The sequence below is a fragment of the Burkholderia sp. Bp8994 genome (genome assembly GCF_003853805.1).
Classification (GTDB): Bacteria; Pseudomonadota; Gammaproteobacteria; order Burkholderiales; family Burkholderiaceae; genus Burkholderia.
In genome coordinates this window covers 18,512-37,467 of sequence record NZ_QTQH01000021.1, presented here as the reverse complement: position 1 = coordinate 37,467, position 18,956 = coordinate 18,512, and the positions used below count along the sequence as shown (strand labels likewise).

16 protein-coding genes are annotated in these 18,956 nt (G+C 67.0%); 12 read left to right on the top strand and 4 right to left on the bottom strand.

The features are described from left to right. Nucleotides 1–51: 51 nt before the first annotated feature. Genes DIE04_RS22615 through DIE04_RS22600 form a run of 4 tightly spaced genes read left to right on the top strand, consistent with a single transcriptional unit; the run spans nt 52 to nt 4,426 of the window. A complete protein-coding gene (locus DIE04_RS22615) occupies nt 52–1,581 on the top strand; it encodes a CoA-acylating methylmalonate-semialdehyde dehydrogenase (protein ID WP_124523271.1) in 1,530 nt (509 codons plus the stop codon). Between the two features lie 18 nt (nt 1,582–1,599). Further along, nucleotides 1,600–2,502, top strand: coding sequence for a 3-hydroxyisobutyrate dehydrogenase (gene mmsB / locus DIE04_RS22610; protein WP_044846886.1), 903 nt, complete (start codon nt 1,600–1,602; stop codon nt 2,500–2,502). Next, on the top strand, nt 2,499–3,290 hold the full coding sequence (locus DIE04_RS22605) for an enoyl-CoA hydratase (protein WP_124523269.1): 792 nt from the start codon (nt 2,499–2,501) through the stop codon (nt 3,288–3,290). Before mmsB ends, DIE04_RS22605 begins: the two co-directional genes overlap by 4 nt. After that, complete coding sequence (locus DIE04_RS22600) at nt 3,287–4,426, top strand: enoyl-CoA hydratase/isomerase family protein (RefSeq protein ID WP_124523267.1); 1,140 nt, start codon at nt 3,287–3,289, stop codon at nt 4,424–4,426. The genes DIE04_RS22605 and DIE04_RS22600 overlap by 4 nt, the downstream gene beginning before the upstream one ends. 42 nt (nt 4,427–4,468) lie before the next feature. Here the strand turns inward: DIE04_RS22600 and DIE04_RS22595 are convergent, their stop codons facing one another. Next, nucleotides 4,469–5,404: a LysR family transcriptional regulator gene (locus DIE04_RS22595; protein WP_124523266.1), complete on the bottom strand. Its 936-nt coding sequence runs from the start codon at nt 5,402–5,404 to the stop codon at nt 4,469–4,471. A gap of 188 nt (nt 5,405–5,592) precedes the next feature. Here DIE04_RS22595 and DIE04_RS22590 point away from each other — a divergent pair, with 188 nt between their 5' ends. Next, nucleotides 5,593–7,131, top strand: a complete 1,539-nt coding sequence (locus tag DIE04_RS22590) for an MFS transporter (RefSeq protein ID WP_124523265.1) — start codon at nt 5,593–5,595, stop codon at nt 7,129–7,131. Nucleotides 7,132–7,307: 176 nt separating this feature from the next. Here the strand turns inward: DIE04_RS22590 and DIE04_RS22585 are convergent, their stop codons facing one another. Beyond that, entirely contained in the window at nt 7,308–7,889 is a 582-nt protein-coding gene (locus tag DIE04_RS22585) for an HD domain-containing protein (protein WP_124485288.1), read from the bottom strand. A gap of 109 nt (nt 7,890–7,998) precedes the next feature. Next, nucleotides 7,999–8,556, bottom strand: a complete 558-nt coding sequence (locus DIE04_RS22580) for a helix-turn-helix transcriptional regulator (RefSeq protein ID WP_124523263.1) — start codon at nt 8,554–8,556, stop codon at nt 7,999–8,001. A 545-nt stretch (nt 8,557–9,101) separates the two neighbouring features. On the opposite strand from DIE04_RS22580, the gene DIE04_RS22575 reads away from it, so the two are divergent. Beyond that, on the top strand, nt 9,102–10,505 hold the full coding sequence (locus DIE04_RS22575; protein WP_124523983.1) for an HdeD family acid-resistance protein: 1,404 nt from the start codon (nt 9,102–9,104) through the stop codon (nt 10,503–10,505). 416 nt (nt 10,506–10,921) lie between these two features. Beyond that, complete coding sequence (locus DIE04_RS22570; RefSeq protein WP_124523259.1) at nt 10,922–11,653, top strand: ribonuclease T2; 732 nt, start codon at nt 10,922–10,924, stop codon at nt 11,651–11,653. A 79-nt stretch (nt 11,654–11,732) separates the two neighbouring features. On the opposite strand, the gene DIE04_RS22565 is transcribed toward DIE04_RS22570, so the two are convergent. Continuing rightward, nucleotides 11,733–12,368, bottom strand: coding sequence for an isochorismatase family cysteine hydrolase (locus DIE04_RS22565; protein ID WP_124523257.1), 636 nt, complete (start codon nt 12,366–12,368; stop codon nt 11,733–11,735). 260 nt (nt 12,369–12,628) lie between these two features. On the opposite strand from DIE04_RS22565, the gene DIE04_RS22560 reads away from it, so the two are divergent. The 5 genes from DIE04_RS22560 to DIE04_RS22540 all read left to right on the top strand — a co-directional run bounded on the left by DIE04_RS22560 (nt 12,629) and on the right by DIE04_RS22540 (nt 18,475). Then, entirely contained in the window at nt 12,629–13,255 is a 627-nt protein-coding gene (locus tag DIE04_RS22560) for a bifunctional 2-polyprenyl-6-hydroxyphenol methylase/3-demethylubiquinol 3-O-methyltransferase UbiG (RefSeq protein ID WP_185500402.1), read from the top strand. A gap of 218 nt (nt 13,256–13,473) precedes the next feature. Then, nucleotides 13,474–14,427: a LysR family transcriptional regulator gene (locus DIE04_RS22555; protein WP_124523254.1), complete on the top strand. Its 954-nt coding sequence runs from the start codon at nt 13,474–13,476 to the stop codon at nt 14,425–14,427. A 63-nt stretch (nt 14,428–14,490) separates the two neighbouring features. Continuing rightward, on the top strand, nt 14,491–15,900 hold the full coding sequence (tcuA, locus tag DIE04_RS22550; RefSeq protein ID WP_124523252.1) for an FAD-dependent tricarballylate dehydrogenase TcuA: 1,410 nt from the start codon (nt 14,491–14,493) through the stop codon (nt 15,898–15,900). After that, nucleotides 15,887–17,101 (top strand): tricarballylate utilization 4Fe-4S protein TcuB, encoded by a 1,215-nt coding sequence (tcuB, locus tag DIE04_RS22545; RefSeq protein ID WP_124523251.1) that lies wholly within the window; start codon nt 15,887–15,889, stop codon nt 17,099–17,101. Before tcuA ends, tcuB begins: the two co-directional genes overlap by 14 nt. A gap of 54 nt (nt 17,102–17,155) precedes the next feature. Further along, nucleotides 17,156–18,475 carry an MFS transporter gene (locus DIE04_RS22540; protein ID WP_124523250.1) on the top strand — a complete coding sequence of 440 codons (1,320 nt, stop codon included), beginning with the start codon at nt 17,156–17,158 and terminating at the stop codon, nt 18,473–18,475. Nucleotides 18,476–18,956: the final 481 nt, after the last annotated feature.

The following is an 18,956-nucleotide window of genomic DNA, read 5'->3' as shown; positions in this document are numbered from 1 at the left end:
CGGCCGCGCGTGGCATCACGCCATGCGGCCCACTGCAAGGAGAGTGCACTGATGAACGCGAATCCGACGCCCCGCACGGGGCAAGACGTGCCGACGGTCAAGCTGCTGATCGACGGCGCCTTCGTCGAGTCCACCACGAGCGAGTGGCGCGACATCGTCAACCCGGCGACGCAGCAGGTCCTCGCGCGCGTGCCGTTCGCGACCGTCGCCGAAGTCGACGCGGCCGTGCAGGCCGCGCACGCCGCGTTTGCGACGTGGAAGAACACGCCGATCGCCGCGCGCATGCGCATCATGCTGAAGTTCCAGGATCTGGTGCGCGCGAACCTGCAGCGCATCGCGAAGACGCTGACGGCCGAGCAGGGCAAGACGCTGCCCGATGCCGAAGGCGACATCTTCCGCGGCCTCGAAGTGGTCGAGCATGCGTGCTCGATCGGCACGCTGCAGCTCGGCGAATTCGCGGAGAACGTCGCGGGCGGCGTCGACACCTACACGCTGCGCCAGCCGCTCGGCGTGTGCGCGGGCATCACGCCGTTCAACTTCCCCGCGATGATTCCGCTGTGGATGTTCCCGATGGCGATCGTATGCGGCAACACGTTCGTGCTGAAGCCGTCCGAGCAAGACCCGATGTCGACGATGCAGCTCGTCGAACTCGCGATCGAGGCCGGCGTGCCGAAGGGCGTGCTGAACGTCGTGCACGGCGGCAAGGAAGTCGTCGACGCGATCTGCACGCATCCGCTCGTGAAGGCGATCTCGTTCGTCGGCTCGACGGCGGTCGGCACGCACGTGTACAACCTCGGCAGCCAGCACGGCAAGCGTGTGCAGTCGATGATGGGCGCGAAGAACCACGCGGTGGTGCTGCCCGATGCGAATCGCGAGCAGACCCTCAACGCGCTGGTCGGCGCGGGCTTCGGCGCGGCCGGGCAGCGCTGCATGGCGACGTCGGTCGCGGTGCTGGTCGGCGAGGCGCGCGACTGGCTGCCCGATCTCGTCGCGAAGGCGAAGCTGCTGAAGGTGAACGCGGGCGCGGAAGCCGGCACCGACGTCGGTCCGGTCGTGTCGCGCGGAGCGAAGGCGCGCATCCTGTCGCTGATCGAAGCGGGCGTGAAGGAAGGCGCGAAGCTCGAGCTCGACGGCCGCGACGTGAAGGTGGCCGGTTACGAGGAGGGCAATTTCGTCGGCCCGACGATCTTCTCCGGCGTAAAGACCGACATGTCGATCTACACGCACGAGATCTTCGGTCCGGTGCTGGTCGTGCTCGAAGCCAACACGCTCGACGAAGCGATCGCGCTCGTCAACGCGAACCCGATGGGCAACGGCGTGGGCATCTTCACGCAGAGCGGCGCGGCGGCACGCAAGTTCCAGAGCGAGATCGACGTCGGCCAGGTCGGCATCAACATCCCGATCCCGGTGCCGGTGCCGTTCTTCAGCTTCACCGGTTCGCGCGGTTCGAAGCTCGGCGATCTCGGCCCGTACGGCAAGCAGGTCGTGCAGTTCTACACGCAGACCAAGACGGTCACCGCGCGCTGGTTCGACGACGACACGACGGCCGGCCCGGTGAACACGACGATCCGGCTGCATTGAGCCGCGGAGGACACGAACATGAAGATCGGTTTTATCGGACTGGGCCACATGGGTGCGCCGATGGCGCTGAACCTGTTGAAGGCCGGCCATGAAGTGCATGCGTTCGACCTGAGCGCCGACGCATTGCGCGCGCTGCAGGACGCCGGCGCGCAGGTCGCCGCATCGCCGCGCGACGCGGCATCGGGCGCGGCCTTCGTGATCACGATGCTGCCGGCCGCGCCGCACGTGCGCTCGGTGCTCGCCGGCGAGAACGGCGTGCTGGCCGGCCTCGGCGCCGGCGCGACCGTGATCGATTCGAGCACGATCGACCCGGCGAGCGCGCAGGCGTTCGGCGCGCTCGTGCGCGAGCACGGCGGCGCGTTCGTCGACGCACCGGTGTCGGGCGGCACCGGCGGCGCGGCGGCCGGCACCTTGACCTTCATGGTCGGCGGCAGCGATGCGGATTTCGAGCGCGTGAAGCCGGTGCTCGCCGGGATGGGCAAGAACATCGTCCACTGCGGGCCGACGGGGATGGGGCAGGTCGCGAAGGTCTGCAACAACCTCGTGCTCGGCATCTCGATGGCGGCCGTGTCGGAAGCGATGTCGCTCGGCGTCGCGCTCGGCATCGACCCGAAGGTGCTGGCCGGCATCGTCAACACGTCGACGGGCCGCTGCTGGAGCTCGGACACCTACAACCCGTATCCGGGCGTGATCGACACCGCGCCGTCGTCGCGCGGCTACAGCGGCGGCTTCGGCACCGACCTGATGCTGAAGGATCTCGGCCTCGCGAACGACGCCGCGAAGCAGGCGCGCCAGCCCGTCTATCTCGGTGCGCTCGCGCAGCAGCTGTACCAGACGATGAGCAGCCGCGGCGATGGGCAGCTCGATTTCTCGGCGGTGATCCGCCTGTACCAACCGGCCACCAAGAAGGACGCCTCATGATCGAACTGGACTACGTCGACGACGGCGCGATCGCGTGCGCGACGCTCAAGCGTCCGCCCGCGAACGCCTTCACCGCCGACGGGCTGCAGCAGCTGCAGGCCACCGTCGCCGAATTGAATGCGAACCCGCGCGTGCGCGCGCTGGTGATCACCGGAGACGGCCCGAAGTTCTTCAGCGCGGGCGCGGACCTGAATACGTTCGCCGACGGCGACCGCGCGGTCGCGCGCGCGATGGCCGCGCGTTTCGGCGCGGCATTCGAGGCGCTGCACGACGCGCGCGTCGTGACGATCGCGGCGATCAACGGCTATGCGATGGGCGGCGGCCTCGAATGCGCGCTCGCGTGCGACCTGCGGATCGCCGAGACGCACGCGCAGATGGCGCTGCCCGAGCCGTCGGTCGGCCTGCTGCCGTGCGGGCTCGGCACACAGACGCTGCCCTGGCTCGTCGGTGAAGGCTGGGCGAAGAAGATCATCCTGGCCGGCACGCGCGTCGACGCGGCGACGGCCCTCAGGATCGGCCTCGTCGAGGACGTGGTCGAAAGCGGCGCGGCCCGCGATGCGGCGCTGGCGCTCGCGCGCAACGTCGCACGGCAGAGCCCGCATGCGGTCGCCTACAGCAAGGAGCTGATCGGCCTCGCGCGCCGCGGCGTGCCGCGTAGCGCGGCGCTCGCGGTCGAGCGCGAGCGCTTCGTCGACCTGTTCGACACGAACGATCCGCGCGAAGGCGTGGCCGCGTTTCTCGGCAAGCGCGCGCCGCAATGGCACACCGACGGGGAGTCGCAACGATGAGCACGCCGGTGACGACTCATGACAGCTTCGCGCAACCCGCGCCGGAGGTGCTGTTTCGCGTGGTGAACCGCGTGGCGCTCATTACGCTGAACCGGCCGGCCGCACTCAATGCGTTGTCCTATTCGATGATCGGCGAGCTGGCCGCGCTTCTCGAGCGTTGCCGCACCGACGACCAGATCGTCGCGGTCGTGCTGCGCGGCGCGGGCGAGAAGGGCTTCTGCGCGGGCGGCGACGTGCGCGCGCTGCACCGGATGGTCGCGCAGCGCGAGACCTGGCTGCCGTTCTTCGTCGACGAATACCGGCTCGACTACGCGATCCACACGTTCCCGAAGCCGGTGGTCGCGCTGATGGACGGCGTGACGATGGGCGGCGGAATGGGGCTCGCGCAAGGCGCGGCGCTGCGCGTCGCGACCGAGCGCAGCAAGATCGCGATGCCCGAGACGCGCATCGGCCTCGTGCCCGACGTCGGCGCGACGCATTTCCTGTCGCGCATGCCGGTCGAGCTCGAGCTGTACGTGGGGCTGACGGGCGCGATGCTGTCGGGTGCCGACGCGCTGAGCGCGAAGCTCGCGGATCTGTGCGTGCCGTCGGCGTGGCTCGATACGTTCGAGACGCGCATCGACAGCATCAAATGGGACGGCGACGTGCTGCCGGCGCTGCGCAAGGTGTTCGAGCCGCCGTGCAACGTCGTGCCGCATGCGGCGCTCGATACGCAGACGGCGTGGATCGTCCGGCACTTCGACAAGCGCTCGACCGTCGAGCGGATCGTCGCGACGCTCACGCAGGAGCTCGCGCGCGACGAGCTGTCGCGCGAGCATCGTCAATGGCTGCAGGCGACGCTCGATGCACTCGCCGGCCATTCGCCGACGATGCTGTGCGTGACGCGCGAAGCGCTGCTGCGCGGCCGCCAGATGACGCTCGCCGAATCGTTCCGGATGGAGCTCGGCATCGTCGCGCGCGCGATCGAGGAGGGCGACTTCTGCGAAGGCGTGCGCGCGCATCTCGTCGACAAGGATCGCAAGCCGCGCTGGGCGCCGGCGTCGCTCGTCGAGCTGCGCGCCGAGCGCGTGCGGCATTTCCTGACGTCGCCGTGGAAGCTGTTCGCCCATCCGCTCGCCGATCTCGGCGCGGCGTGAGCGCCGCGTGACGGCCCGGCGCGCCCGTGCGGCGCGTCGGTTTCAACCGGTTTTCTTGATGCTCGCGGGCTGCGGCCGCTCGATCATCGGCGGCACCGCCTGCACGAGCGCGTCGATCACGCAGCGCGTCTTGCGCGGCAGGTAGCGCGTTTTCGGCCAGATCGCGTGAATGTCGCCTTCGCATACGAAGCAGCGATCGAGCACGACGACCATCTCGCCGCGCTTCACGTAATGATCGAGCAGCCAGCTCGGCAGCCACGCGATCCCGAACCCCGATGCGCCGGCCGCCGCGATCGCCTGCACGTCGTCGAAGCTGAGCTGGTGCGGCATGTCGATGCGCACCGTCGAGCCGTCCGGCGCGCGCAGGTCCCACGGCTGCGCGACGCCCGAGCGTGAGTATGCGATCGTCCGGTGGTTCCTCAGATCGTCGAGCGATTGCGGCATCCCGTAGCGCGCGAGATACGACGGCGCGGCGCCGAGGCTTCCGTATTGCGTGCCGAGCCGCCGCACCGCGAGGCTCGTGCTGTCCGCGAGCGAACCGATCCGCACCGCGAGGTCGATGCCTTCCTCGACCAGGTCGACGAAGCGGTCGGTGATCGACACGTCGATCCGCAGGTGCGGATAGGTGCGCGCGAGATCGAGCACGATCGGCGTCACGCAGTGATGCCCGAACGCGAGCGGCACGCTCAGCCGCAGCTTGCCGCGCGCTTCGTTGCGGCCGCAATCGAGATCGGCTTCGGCCGCTTCCAGCTCCGCCAGCGCGCGCACGCAGCGGTCGTAGTACGCCTGGCCGTCGTCGGTCAGGCTCTGGCTGCGCGTCGTGCGCTGCAGCAGCCGCGCGCCGAGCCGCTTCTCGAGCCGCGCGATCGCCTTGCCGACCGCCGAGCGCGTCATGTCGAGCCGTTCCGCGGCGAGCGCGAAGCTGCCGGATTCCACGACCTGGACGAAGGTCGTTACGCCGTCGAGTTTGTCGGTCATGGCGGGGCGTGCTGGGGTTGCCCTGATTGCGTCCTGTGATTCCCGAGTCCGGGGAAGTGGACGCGTCAATGGGGAGGGAAATTCTCACTATAGTACCGATTCCCGCTCAGCGTGCGTTGCCGGCCGCACGCGGCGCATCCTTCTCACCTGGAGGCGCACGGCCTGTCGAGGGCCGTCGCGCAATACGCATGACCCTATCCGACTCCCGCAGGAATGCGGTCGCGCTGGCGGCCGTCTGTCTCACGTCGCTGATGTTCGGCCTCGAGATCTCGAGCGTGCCGGTGATCCTGCCGACGCTCGAACGCGTGCTGCACGGCGACTTCAACGGCATGCAGTGGATCATGAACGCGTACACGATCGCGTGCACGACGGTGCTGATGGCGGCCGGCACGCTCGCCGACCGGTTCGGCCGCAAGCGCGTGTACGTGATCGGCACCGTGCTGTTCGGCGCGACCTCGCTGCTGTGCGGGCTCGCGCCGAACGTGCCGGTGCTGGTCGCGGGCCGGCTGCTGCAGGGCGCGAGCGGCGGCGCGATGCTGATCTGCCAGATCGCGGTGCTGTCGCATCAGTTCCGCGAAGGGCGCGAGCGTGGCCGCGCGTTCGGGATCTGGGGCATCGTGTTCGGGATCGGCCTCGGCTTCGGGCCGATCGTCGGCGGCGCGATCGTCGTAGCGGCGAGCTGGCCGTGGGTGTTTCTCGTGCATGCGCCGCTCGCGGCCGTCGCGCTCGTGCTGATCTGCGGCGCGGTGCAGGAGTCGCGCGATCCGCATGCGGGCACGCTCGACGTCGCGGGCATCGTCACGCTGTCGCTCGCGGTGCTCGGTCTCGCGTTCTATATCACGCAGAGCGCGGAGCTGGGGCTCACGAGTGCGGCCGGCCTCGGCGTGCTCGGCGCGACCGTGCTCGCGCTGGCCGGCTTCTTCGTCGCGGAGCGCACGAGCGCGCGGCCGATGTTCGACTTCTCCGTGTTCCGGATTCGCGCGTTCACAGGCGCGATCTTCGGCTCGATGGGGATGAACTTCAGCTTCTGGCCGTTCATGATCTACCTGCCGATCTGGTTCCAGGTCGCGCTCGGCTACGACAGCGTGATGGCCGGCCTCGCGCTGCTCGCGTACACGCTGCCGACGCTGGTCGCGCCGCCGTTCGGCGAGCGGCTCGCGCTGCGCTACGGGCCAGGCGTCGTGATTCCGGGCGGCCTGTTTACGATCGCGGCCGGCTTCGCGCTGATGCGGATCGGCAGCGGCGTCGAGCACGCGAGCTGGCTCACGATGCTGCCCGGCTGCGTGATCGCCGGCATCGGGCTCGGGCTCACCAACACGCCGGTCACGAACACGACGACGGGCGCGGTGCCGAGTTCGCGGGCCGGGATGGCGTCGGGCATCGACATGAGCGCGCGGATGATCTCGCTCGCGCTGAACATCGCGACGATGGGCTTCGTGCTGGTCGCGGGGATCGTCGCGAGCCTGAAGGCCGGCGTCGCGGGAGCGGTCGATGTGGAGGCGCTGCGCGCGCTGGCGCAGCAGATCGCGTCGGGCCGCACCGACGGGCTGCAGGCGATCGCGCCGGCGCTCGCCAAGGCCGACCCGAACGGTGCGGCGCTGCACGCGGCGCTCGTGCACGGCTTCGGCTGGGTGATGGTGTACGGCGCGGCCGGCGTGGCCGTGCTCGCGACGGCAAGCGCGGTGGCGTTCGCGCCGGCGCGGCGGGGGGTGACGGTGTGTGAATGACGCGTGCGCCGCGCGTCGGGTGACGCGTCGTTGCCGTGACGCGGCAACGAGCGTCATCATCGGCCGGTCGTGTTCCTCGCCGCGCGCGGGCATCGCGCCGATTCCCGTCCGTTCAGGTGCGTGCGCATCTTGTGCGATTGCCGCACGCGGTGTGGTGCGCGGCTGGTTCCGCGCGCTTACGCGCCGTCGCCGCGTGTGTCGATCCTGCGTTGCGTGTCCGCGTCGACGATCGCACGGATCGCGTTGAACAGCGGTGCCGCGTCGGTGTAGCGCCGGCCGTAGCCGAGATTGAACGCGTAGTCGAAGTCCGGCGGATTGCTGCCCTGGTTGTGCTGCAGGATCGTCTCGAGCTTGTCGAGTGCCTTCGCGGCGCGCGCTTCCGGTGATGCCGCCGCCTCGTATTCGTCCCACAGTGCGACGATCTCGTCGCGCAGCGCGCGATCGAGCCCGGCCGTCAGCGTGAGCAGGTCGTCGCGTTCGTGCGTGCTCTTGTCCGGATGCGCGGCCTGCTCGATCGCGGGGATGTCGCCGTGCAGCGCTTCGCCGAGATCGTGGACGACGCACAGTTTCAGCAGCTTCGTCGTGTCGACGTCGGGCAGCGCGTCGGCGAACACGAGCGCCATCAGGCACAGCCGCCAGCTGTGCTCGGCCGTGCTTTCGGCGCGCCCGCTCGACGTGTGGCCGCTGCGCAGCACGTCTTTCAGGCGTTCGGCTTCGCGCAGGAAATCGAGCCGCGCGTGGATCGTGTCGAGGTTCATGGCTGGTGGGAATGCTCGAATCGTGCCGTCAAGCGTACGCCGTGCGGCCGCGCTGCGTCGACGCATGAAATATGCGCGCCGCGCTCGTACCCCGCGACCGCCGCGCGTGCTATAGCGTTTCGACGAGGCGCGCGGCGGAGCCGTCCGACAGCGTCATCCGCGTCCATCGGCAGGTGCTGCCGCGGATCGGCACGACGCGCGACGCATTGGCGCCGGTTGCGAATTCGACGCTCGGCGGCCCCGCGTGATCGTGCCAGCCGAGCGGTTCGAGCGCGGCTTCCATGCGGACGATCTCCGGCGACGCATAGCGCCACAGCGACGTGCCGAGCAGCGTCGGCAGCGGCCGCGAGAACTCGGCCGCGCGCGACGGCGAGCACGCGAGCAGACGGTGCGTGAGGTCACACACGAGATGCATGCGCGCCGTGCTGCTCGCGATCAGCCGCGCGAGCGCGTGGTCGCCCGCCGAATCGAGACGCGCGGCAAGCAGCCGCTCGGCCGTCGCGCGCTCGTCCGGCGACATCTGCTGGATGCCGGCTTCCCAGCGCGAGATCGTCGATTGGGCGACGCCGAACAACTCGGCAGCATGGCTCTGCTTCACGCGATGCAGCGTGCGCCAACGCTTGAGTTGCGGGCCGAGCGGCGGGGTGTGAAGCGGTGAGGCGGGCATGTTCGTATTCCGTTCGGGATGCGGGCCGCGCAGGCGCCGCGTTGCGCAATGGATGAATGGGGCCGTCATTTCCGGGATGCCTGGATTACGACGAACCCGATCGGAACGCGCGTCGTCCGCCAAGGGCGGGTGTGCCGTCGGCGGTGATCGGTGTGCGCTGTATCGTGAGATCCAGACCTGCGATCGCCATCGTGACATGCCGAGCTTAGATCGTGTACGGCTGATCGAGCAACGGTGCGGCCATCCCGGACGGTACGTCGAAACCTTCGGCGGAATAGCAGCCGCAACCCCGCCAATCGCGCCGTCTCTATCGACACGCCCGGCGTCCGGCTCCGCCGGCAATGTTTTCGCCAGGCTTTCAACCGGCTCCGCCATATCTTATTATTCGGCGAAAGCGGAGCGCGCCGGCCGTGATTGGACATGTCGACGCATGACGCGCCGGTCAGCATTGCCACCGTCCGACTTCCGCATCGCACGATGCATGATCGGCACGACCGGAGGCGCGTGATCTGCGCGTATCCCGAAAAAATCAATACGAGGGCGCCATGGTACGACTGGTGTTGCTGCTGCTGGGCATCGAATATCTGCGAACGCGCTGGCGTGGACTGACCGTGCTGGGCTGGCTGTGGGTCGTCGCGGGCGTCGGCATCTTCGTCGACGCACTCGACGGCGCGCTGCATTTTCCGATCGAACTGTTCGCGTGGCTGTTCCTGATCGAGGGGCTCGCGACGCTCGCGGTGGCCGGCAGCGGCGTCGGCGGGCAGCGCATCCTGCGCTACGTGAAGGGCATCGCGGTCGTGGTGGCCGCCGCGCTCGTGTTCGCGGGCCATCATCACGGACACTTCCTGCTGTCGATGATCTTCGGCACGCTGTTTCTCGTCGACGGGCTGCTGCAGTGCACGTCCGCGTGGATGGTGCGTTACCGGCGCTGGCACGTCGCATTCGCGTGGGGCGTCGTCGAGATCCTGCTCGCGATCTTCTTCTACCAGCCGTATCCGACTCACTATGTGGGCACCGTGCCGTACTGCCTCGGCTTGCTGCTGATGTTCGGCGGCATGCACATGCTGAGCCTCGCCGCGCGCGTGCGGCGGCTGACGCGCAACCCCGCGTTCGTCACGTCGCCGGCGCCGGCGATCGTGCCTGACATCGACACGGCTGCCGACCTCCCGCGCTTCACGCAATCCGAATGGGACGGCCCGCCGGCCGACCACGAGCACGCGCTGACCGTGCACGTGTGGACGCCGACCGGCACGTCGAAGGCCGAAGCGCAGCGCTATCCGGTGATCGACCGCTACATCGCGGCGGTGGACGTCAACGGCGTGATCTCCACCGGCCATGCGGCGCTGGAGTCGCCCGAGGGTATCTACATCAGCCTGTATCCGGCCGTCGAGATCGATCGTTCTCCCGATGAATTCACACGGATCCTGCGCGCGACGCGCGAGAACGACGTGCCCGGGCTGTTCCAGCCCGACTATGCGACCGAGTCGAAGGCGTGGTGTCCGTCGACCGTGCGCGTGCGGATCCGCAACTACGATCCGGCGAAGCTGGCCGCGTTCTGGTCGTCGTATCGGCAGACGGTCACGTACAACCTCACGCACCGCAACTGTTCGAGCACCGTGTCGAACGCGCTCGAAGCGGCGCTCGACGGCGCGGTGTGGCGGCTCAAGGGCACGCGGGCCGGGTGGGGCGCATTCGTGCGGCTGCTGCTCACGCCCGAGCTGTGGGTCGCCGCGCAGATCCGCAAGCGCGCGGTGACGATGGCCTGGACGCCCGGGCTCACGCTCGACTATGCGCGCGCGCTCAGCATGCTCGCCGATCCGCGTCCGTTCGCGTGGTGGAAGGTCGCGCGCTCGGCCGTGCAGGCGATCATCGCGTCGCGCCGCGCGTGGCGCGAGCAGGACAGCGCGGCGATGTCGTCCGGCGGATCGGAGGCCGCGTCGGTGAAATGATCGCGTGGCGCCGGACGAGGGCCGGCGCGTGAGCATCGGCGTGTGACAGATTCTCGCGCTCGAAGGCGCGGATTCGGCCGCGCGTGCGCGCATGCAGCTTGGCAGCAGCGAGCCGTGAGCAGGGGCATGCTGTCCGCGAGTTCGATGCTTTGCCCATTCCGATCGCGACGCGATAGGGCCTGCCCGGCCGGCAGGCCGTCATCGTGGGGATGCTCCGTTGCAGGGCGAGCCGGCGTCTCCGGCGGAGAAGGGCGCGTATTGGTACCGGTGCCGGCGCTGACAAGGGTGGCGTTCGACTACGAATTCCTTCGTCCACCTTCATATTGATGCCACGTTGCGCGAGCAACAATCGCGGGCAGACATTCGACAACCTTGTGGCGCATCCCGCGACCGCAAGCCTTTTCCGAGGAAACGCCATGCTCAAGACGCTCGCCCGCGCCGCGGCCGCAATCGCCGTCGCATCCGCCTCGCTGCACGCCGTCGCGCAGACCAGCTACGACTACCTGCTGCTCGCTGCTTCGTGGGAACCCGGCTTCTGCGCGTCGCACGACACGCCGGAGTGTACGAACCTCGCCGGCACGTACGCGGCGACGAGCCTGTCGCTGCATGGTCTCTGGCCGAACCGGTACGACGGCAACCAGCCGTTCTACTGCGGCGTGCCGCAGAGCGACGTCGATCTCGACAACGCGCACCAGTGGTGCAGCATGGATGCGTATCCGGTCAGCACCGCGACCCGCAGCACGCTGTCGACCTACATGCCGGGCGTGGCGTCGTGCCTCGACAAGCACGAATGGTTCAAGCACGGCACCTGCTCGAACTCGGCGTCGCCGGATGCGTACTGGAACCAGGCGGCCGGCATGATCAGCCGGCTCGGCAACACGTCGTTCAACGCGTTCCTGCAGGCCAACGCGGGCAAGACGGTGACGCGCAACCAGCTGCTGTCCGCGTTCGAAGGCGCGTTCGGCAGCAATACGCGCAGCGCGGTGTCGCTGAAGTGCACGAAGACCAATGGCGTCAGCTATTTCACGGAAGCGTGGATCGCGGTCAAGACGAACGCGACCGCGCAGTTTCCGAGCGCGGCGTCGCTCGTGACGGACGGGAATACGCAGGGGACGTGCCCGACGTCGGGCGTGTATATCGCGAAGTAACGCGCGAAGTTGCGCACGGCGTAATGCGCGAGGCGCCGGCCGGAAGCGTTCCGGCCGGCGTGGCGTGGATATCGTGCGCCTAAGCGAGCAGCCGCAGCGCGTCCGCGAGCGACAGCACCGTCGTGCGCGTCTCGAACGCCGTCGCGAACAGATGCTCGTGCACGACTTCATCCGGGTCGTAGCAGCAGTCCTTCACCGTATACAGCCGGAAATCCGCGTCGCTGGCGTGTGCGACCGACGACAGCACGACGCCGGTCGACGCAATCCCGACCAGGATCAGCGTATCGATACCCCGCGCGATGAGCCGCGCCTGCAGGTCGGTGCGGAAGAACACGCTCGCGCGATGCGCGATAGTCAGCGGCTCGCTGTCTAGCCGGCCGAGCTCCGGGCACGGGCCGTCGTCGACGAACAGGCCGAGTTGCTTGATCCCTTGCCCGTTCTTGTTGCGGGGGCTGACTTCCGGATAGCCGGGGCTGAAGCGGAGATTCGCGAAGCAGACGTGGACACCGCTCGCCCGGGCTGCATCGCACAGCTTGCGCGTATTGGCGAGCAGGGTGGGGGCGACTGACGGAAAGAGGCCGAGGATGTCGGTCTGGTAGTGCATCACGATCAGCGCGGTTTGTGCCGGAACGATCGAGGGTATCGGCGCGTGCGTGCTGCCTTCCGCACCTGCATGGCGAGTCGTCGCGAGATCTGAAGCGTGTTCCGGTTGCATGACTGATGCTCTCCCATGAGCCACTTCGGTGTTTTCAGAAAATCGACCGCTCCGTATACGTCGTCAACCATTCCGGCGCGAGCGTGTTGGAACTCCGGCAATATAAACCGACATTTCATCTTGGTGCAGACCGGCCGAGCTGGCGAGTGCGGTACCGCCCTGGACGACCGGGTTCGTTCAGCTCTGGACATCGGGTCGGCGATACTGAAATGCCGGCAATCTGGCAAACTTCGCGAAACACCGACATTTGGAGAACGGTGGTGTCCATCAATGTACGCGGCACGGAAGGCTACGCGGAGCATGCACATTCGCTCATCGAGCAATGGCAGGACATCTCGTTCGAGGAACATCATCGGCCCATGCTGCATCTCGTTCCCGCGCGCCCGTCTTGCATTCTCGATGTTGGAGCCGGTATCGGAACCGATGCGGCTGCATTCGCGGCGATGGGGCATTCGGTCGTAGCCGTCGAACCGGTGGATGCGTTGCGCGTTGCGGGAATCAGGCGGCATTCGTCTCCTCGGATCGAATGGCTGGACGATAGCCTGCCGGATCTTGCGATTTTGCGTACGAGGCGAAAGGAATTTGACTTCGTGATGCTGTCGGCCGTCTGGATGCACCTTGATGAAGACGAACGTCGTCGGGCGATGCCGAACGTCAGCGCTCTCCTGTGCGACGGCGCGGTGCTGGTCGTGTCCTTGCGTTACGGACCGGTTCCGGAAGGACGACGGATGTTCGACGTCTCAGCGGAAGAAACCATGCAGCTCGCAAATGCTCATGGCTTGCGCAATGTGCTGAATGTCCAGACCGAATCCGTACAGCGTGGAAATCGGCGTGCGGGTGTGATGTGGAGCCGATTGGCATTCGTCAAAAGCGGCACGCGGGGTTAGCTTCGGTCGAAGCTCGAGCCAGGGTGGCTTCGGTAAGCGCGTATGGAGCGATCAGCGCCTGTTCTCGAAGAGAGCGGTGGCAGTAAGGGGTTGGTCTCTGCCGGATATGTGCGACTGCTGCAGAGACGCACGTGCTGTAAAGATCCAACCTCGACACTGAGGATTACCCGACGACGTTCTGTCAAAATATCCGCCCAATCCTCCTGATCGAGCGCGGAATGGAACTCAGACAACTACGCTATTTTCTCAGTGTCGTCGAACACGGAAGCATGGGCAAGGCAGCGCTGGAACTCGGCGTGGTGACCTCGGCACTGAGTCAGCAGATCAGCCGTCTCGAAGGCGAACTGTCCACGCGCTTGCTGCAACGCACCTCGGCGGGCGTCGTTCCGACCGATGCAGGTCTGGCGTTCTGGCGTCAGGCGCAACTCGCGCTGCGGCATATCGACGATGCCGCGCTTGCCGCACGCTCGGCCCGTCTGTCGGGCCATGTCAGCGTCGGCATGGCGCCGAGCACGGCGAGCGTGCTGGGTGTCGCATTCATGCAGGCCATGCGCTCGCGCTATCCCGATGTACGGTTGCACATGGTCGAAAGTCTCTCCGGCTATCTTGCGTCCATGTTGAGCGCGCGTCAGATCGATCTCGCCGTGCTGTTCCATGAGGAGTCCGCGCAACGATGGAGCGTGCTGCCGCTGCTGGACGAGCGGCTGTTCCTGATCGGCGCGGGCGATCTCGATGGCATGCCGACGAGCGCGTCCGTCCGGCTGAAAAATCTTGGCAGGCTTCCGCTGATTCTCCCCAGCGGCACGCACGGGCTGCGTTCGCTGCTGTTATCGGCGTTCAGGCGCGCCGAGTACGAGCCGAACATCGTCGCCGAAGTCGACGGCCTTGCGCTCCTGATGGACTTCGTCCGCACCGGCATCGGCGCGACGATACAACCGGGCGCGGCGCTCGCAAGGCCCGAGAACGTGATACTGACGAGCGTGCCCGTCGCTGAAAAATACGCCACGCGGCCCAACATGCTCGCCAGCATCTCCGATGACGAACTGTCTCCCGCCGGTCTCGCTGCGCGCGTGGTGCTCGCCGATGTCGCCCGTCGACTGGTGCAGGAAGGCCGCTGGCCCGGTGCGCGGCTGCGGGAACCTCAGCCTTCACAAAAAGTGAAGACCCGTTGACGGCTGGCTGGTAGCGACGCGGGCACGAGACCTTTACGATTTGTCCAAAAGGAGGCAAGTCTGATGGTCGATGTGCTCGTAATCGGAGGAGGCAATGCCGCGCTGTGTGCCGCATTGATGGCGCGCGAAGCGGGCGCCTCGGTCCTGCTTCTCGAATCCGCGCCGCGCGAATGGCGCGGCGGCAACTCGCAACACACGCGCAATCTGCGCTGCATGCACGATGCGCCGCAAGACGTTCTCGTCGACGCCTATCCGGAAGAGGAATTCTGGCAGGACCTGTTGAAAGTCACCGGTGGCATCACGAACGAGCATCTCGCGCGGCTGACGATCCGCGCGTCGTCGTCGTGCCGGCCGTGGATGCAGAAGCATGGGGTGCGCTTCCAGCCGCCGCTGTCCGGTGCGCTGCACGTGGCACGCACCAACGCGTTCTTCATGGGCGGCGGCAAGGCGCTCGTCAACGCGTATTACCGCAGCGCCGAAGCGCTCGGCGTCGATATCCGCTATGAAACGCCCGTTGATTCGCTTGAACTCGACGGCAGTCTCTTCATCGCGGCGCGCAGCGGCAGCCAGCGCTTCGAGGCGCGCGCTTGCGTGCTGGCGGCAGGCGGTTTTGAATCGAATCGCGAATGGCTGCGCGAAGCGTGGGGGCAAAACGAGCGCGGCGAATGGCCCGCCGACAACTTCCTGATTCGCGGCACGCGCTTCAACAAGGGCGTGCTCATCAAGCATATGGCCGACGCTGGTGCGGACATGATTGGCGATCCGTCCCAGTCGCATTGCGTCGCCATCGATGCACGCGCGCCGCTGTATGACGGCGGAATCTGCACACGCATCGACTGCGTGTCGCTGGGCGTCGTGGTGAATCGTGACGCCGAGCGCTTCTACGACGAAGGCGAGGATTTCTGGCCGAAGCGCTATGCAATCTGGGGACGGCTCGTTGCGCATCAGCCGGGGCAGATCGGCTATTCGATCATCGACTCGAAAGCAATCGGCCGCTTCATGCCGCCGGTGTTTCCGGGCGCACAGGCCGACACGCTGCCGGAACTCGCGCGCAAGCTCGGGCTGCCGGAGGCGCGCTTCATGGAAACGCTCACGCGCTACAACGATACGTGCCGCGACGGCACCTTCGACCACACCGCGCTCGACGACTGCCACACCGAAGGCCTCGCGCCGCCCAAGACACACTGGGCCCGCCGCATCGAGACACCGCCGTTCTACGGTTACGCGTTGCGGCCAGGCATCACGTTCACGTATCTCGGACTCAAGACCAATGACCGCGCGCAGGTTCACTTCGGCGGCAACGCCAGTGAAAACCTGTTCGTCGCCGGCGAAATGATGGCCGGCAACGTGCTCGGCAAGGGCTATACGGCGGGCGTCGGCATGTCGATCGGCACGGCCTTCGGGCGCATTGCCGGGACGCAGGCCGCACGCGCCGCGCTCAAGACAACGGAGGCAACCAGTGCAGCAGTCTGACCCGCTCGCGCCCGAACGCGCGCGCACGGCGTGCTCGGTCGATACGAAAAAAACTCCACACGGCAGCACGGCGCGCGTGATCCCCATCGTACACATGAGCGCCGGCGAAACCGAAGTGGCACGGCAGATGCAGATCTGCAACGCCTGCCGCTATTGCGAAGGCTTCTGCGCGGTGTTCCCGGCCATGACGCGCCGCCTGGAATTCGGCAAGGCGGACGTCAACTATCTGGCGAATCTCTGCCACAACTGCGGCGCGTGCTATCACGCGTGCCAATACGCGCCGCCGCACGAATTCGGCGTGAACGTGCCGAAAGCGATGGCCGAAGTCCGGCTCGAAACCTACACCGAATACGCGTTTCCTGCGTCGTTCGGCGCGCTGTACAAGCGAAACGGCCTGACTTTGTCGGTTGCATTGGCGGCCGGAATCGCGCTGTTTCTGCTGCTCGGTACGGCATTGCGCGGCGGCTTGTCGGGCGATGTCGCGCCGGCGAACTTCTACGCGATCTTCCCGCACGGCCTGCTCGCGGCGATGTTCGGCATCGTTTTCCTGTTCGCCATTCTTGCGCTCGGTCTCGGCGTCACGCGCTTCTGGCGCGACGTGTCGGCAGGAACGGCGAGCGCGAGCGCGCCAGCCGTCGCGGAAGCGGCCAGGAACGCGCTGACGCTCAAGTACCTGGACGGCGGCCACGGCGACGGCTGCAACGAAGAGGACGATGCCTTCACGCTGGCGCGGCGTCGCTTCCATCACCTGACGTTCTACGGCTTCATGCTGTGCTTTGCGGCAACCGCAGTCGCGACGCTCTATCACTATGCATTCGGTCTGGAAGCGCCGTATCCGTTTCTGAGCGTGCCGGTGCTGATGGGAACGGCGGGCGGCATCGGGCTGATTGCGGGGCCGGCGGGACTGCTGTGGCTGAACCTGAAACGCGTTCCGGAGCGGGGCGATCCCCGTCAGCGTCCGATGGACCGCGGCTTCATCGCGCTCCTGCTTCTGACGAGCGCATCCGGTCTCGCGCTGCTCGCGCTCCGCACGACCTCGGCGATGCCGTCGCTGCTCGCGATTCATCTCGGCATCGTGATGGCGCTGTTCGCCACGCTGCCTTACGGCAAGTTCGCGCACGGCATCTTCCGCTCGGCGGCATTGCTCAAATCGTCGCTAGAGAAGCGGCAACGCAGCACGCTGAACCTCGGTTCGGATTAGCAGACACCAGGGCGCGTGGGCGCCCATCATCATAGACAAGAAGCAGGAGACGCAATGAACCGCACAGAATCGATCGCTGCCACGCCCGGCATTTCGCCCATGACGAGGGCCGCCGCCGTGTTGCGCGTGACCAGCGGCAATTTCATCGAACAGTTCGATTTCTTTCTGTTCGGCTTCTACGCGACCTCGATCGCGAAGATCTTTTTCCCGTCCACCAGCGAGTTCGCGTCTCTGATGCTCACCTTCGCTGTGTTCGGCGCGGGCTTCCTGATGCGTCCGCTCGGCGCGATCTTTCTCGGCGCGTATATCGACAAGGTCGGGCGGCGCACCGGGCTGATCGTTACGCTGTCGATCATGGCGAGCGGCACCGTTCTGATTGCCTGCGTGCCGGGGTACGCGACCATCGGCCTGGTCGCGCCAGCGCTCGTGCTGCTCGGGCGTCTGTTGCAGGGCTTCTCGGCGGGCGCGGAACTGGGCGGCGTGTCGGTCTATCTCGCGGAAATGGCGACGCCCGGCAACAAGGGTTTTTACACGAGTTGGCAGTCGGCGAGCCAGCAGGTCGCCATCGTCGTGGCGGCGGCCATCGGTTACGGATTGAACCAGTGGCTGTCCGCGCAGCAGATCGCTGCATGGGGGTGGCGCGTGCCGTTCTTCATCGGTTGCGCGATCGTGCCGTTCCTGTTCGTGCTGCGCCGCTCGCTGCAGGAGACCGCGGCGTTCGAAGCGCGGCGGCATCATCCGCAGGCGCGCGAGATTTTTGCGATGCTGCTCGGCAATTGGCGCACCGTCATCGGCGGCATGCTGCTGACGGCGATGACTACCACCACCTTCTATCTCATCACCGTGTATACGCCGACCTTCGGGAAGTCGGTGCTGAAGCTGTCCACCTCCGACAGCCTGATGGTGACGCTGCTCGTGGCTGCGTCGAATTTCGTCTGGCTGCCGATCGGCGGCACGATTTCCGACCGCATTGGCCGCAAACCGCTGTTACTCGCCATTTCCGCGCTGACGATCTTCACGGCTTATCCGGCGCTGTCCTGGCTCGCCGATGCACCGAGCTTCGCGCGCATGCTGATCGTGCTGCTGTGGTTCTCGTTCTTCTTCGGCATGTATAACGGCGCGATGGTCGCCGCGCTCACCGAAGTGATGCCGGTCGAAGTGCGCGTCGCGGGCTTCTCGCTGGCGTTCAGTCTCGCGACGGCGCTGTTCGGCGGCTTTACGCCGGCCGTATCGACGTATCTGATTCAGGTCTTGCATGACAAGGCCGCACCCGGCTACTGGCTGAGCTTCGCTGCGCTCTGCGGCTTTTGCGCGACGCTCGGGCTGTACCGTCGCCGCGCGGGCGGCAATGCGTCGGCGGCATCGTCGGCCTGAGGGCGATTACAGCGGCGCGTTTCCGTCACCCCGGCTTCGCGCCGGGCTTGCGCTTTTTCAGCGGCGACAAGAGGGGCGATGCGGTCCAGCTTGCGCAGCAGCGCAGGCCACTCCGCTTTGCCGCAGGAGCGGCGGGTCTGTGGTTGACAGGCTCGTGTGTCCGGCGCGCAGATCATGGGCCGAAGGCTATTCGACTGACCGACGAGTGGGCTTTTCGGCAAGGGGAGCGGATTCAACCGGCAACGGACCGCCGGGGAGGTATCCAACGGCGTTCGATTCGGCCATTACGAGTCATGCACGACCGGCACCCGCATTGGCGCTTGAGTACCGGTGTGACGCCTGCGGCGATACGCACGAAACTTGTTCCGCGATTTGCCGCGCCCGGTTGCTTTCTTCACTGTGCTCGCAATGCGGCAAAATGAGTGTCCTGTTGCCGGGCGGCCCCGATGAGTGGCGCACTGGAAGACGTGCCCCCGCTCAC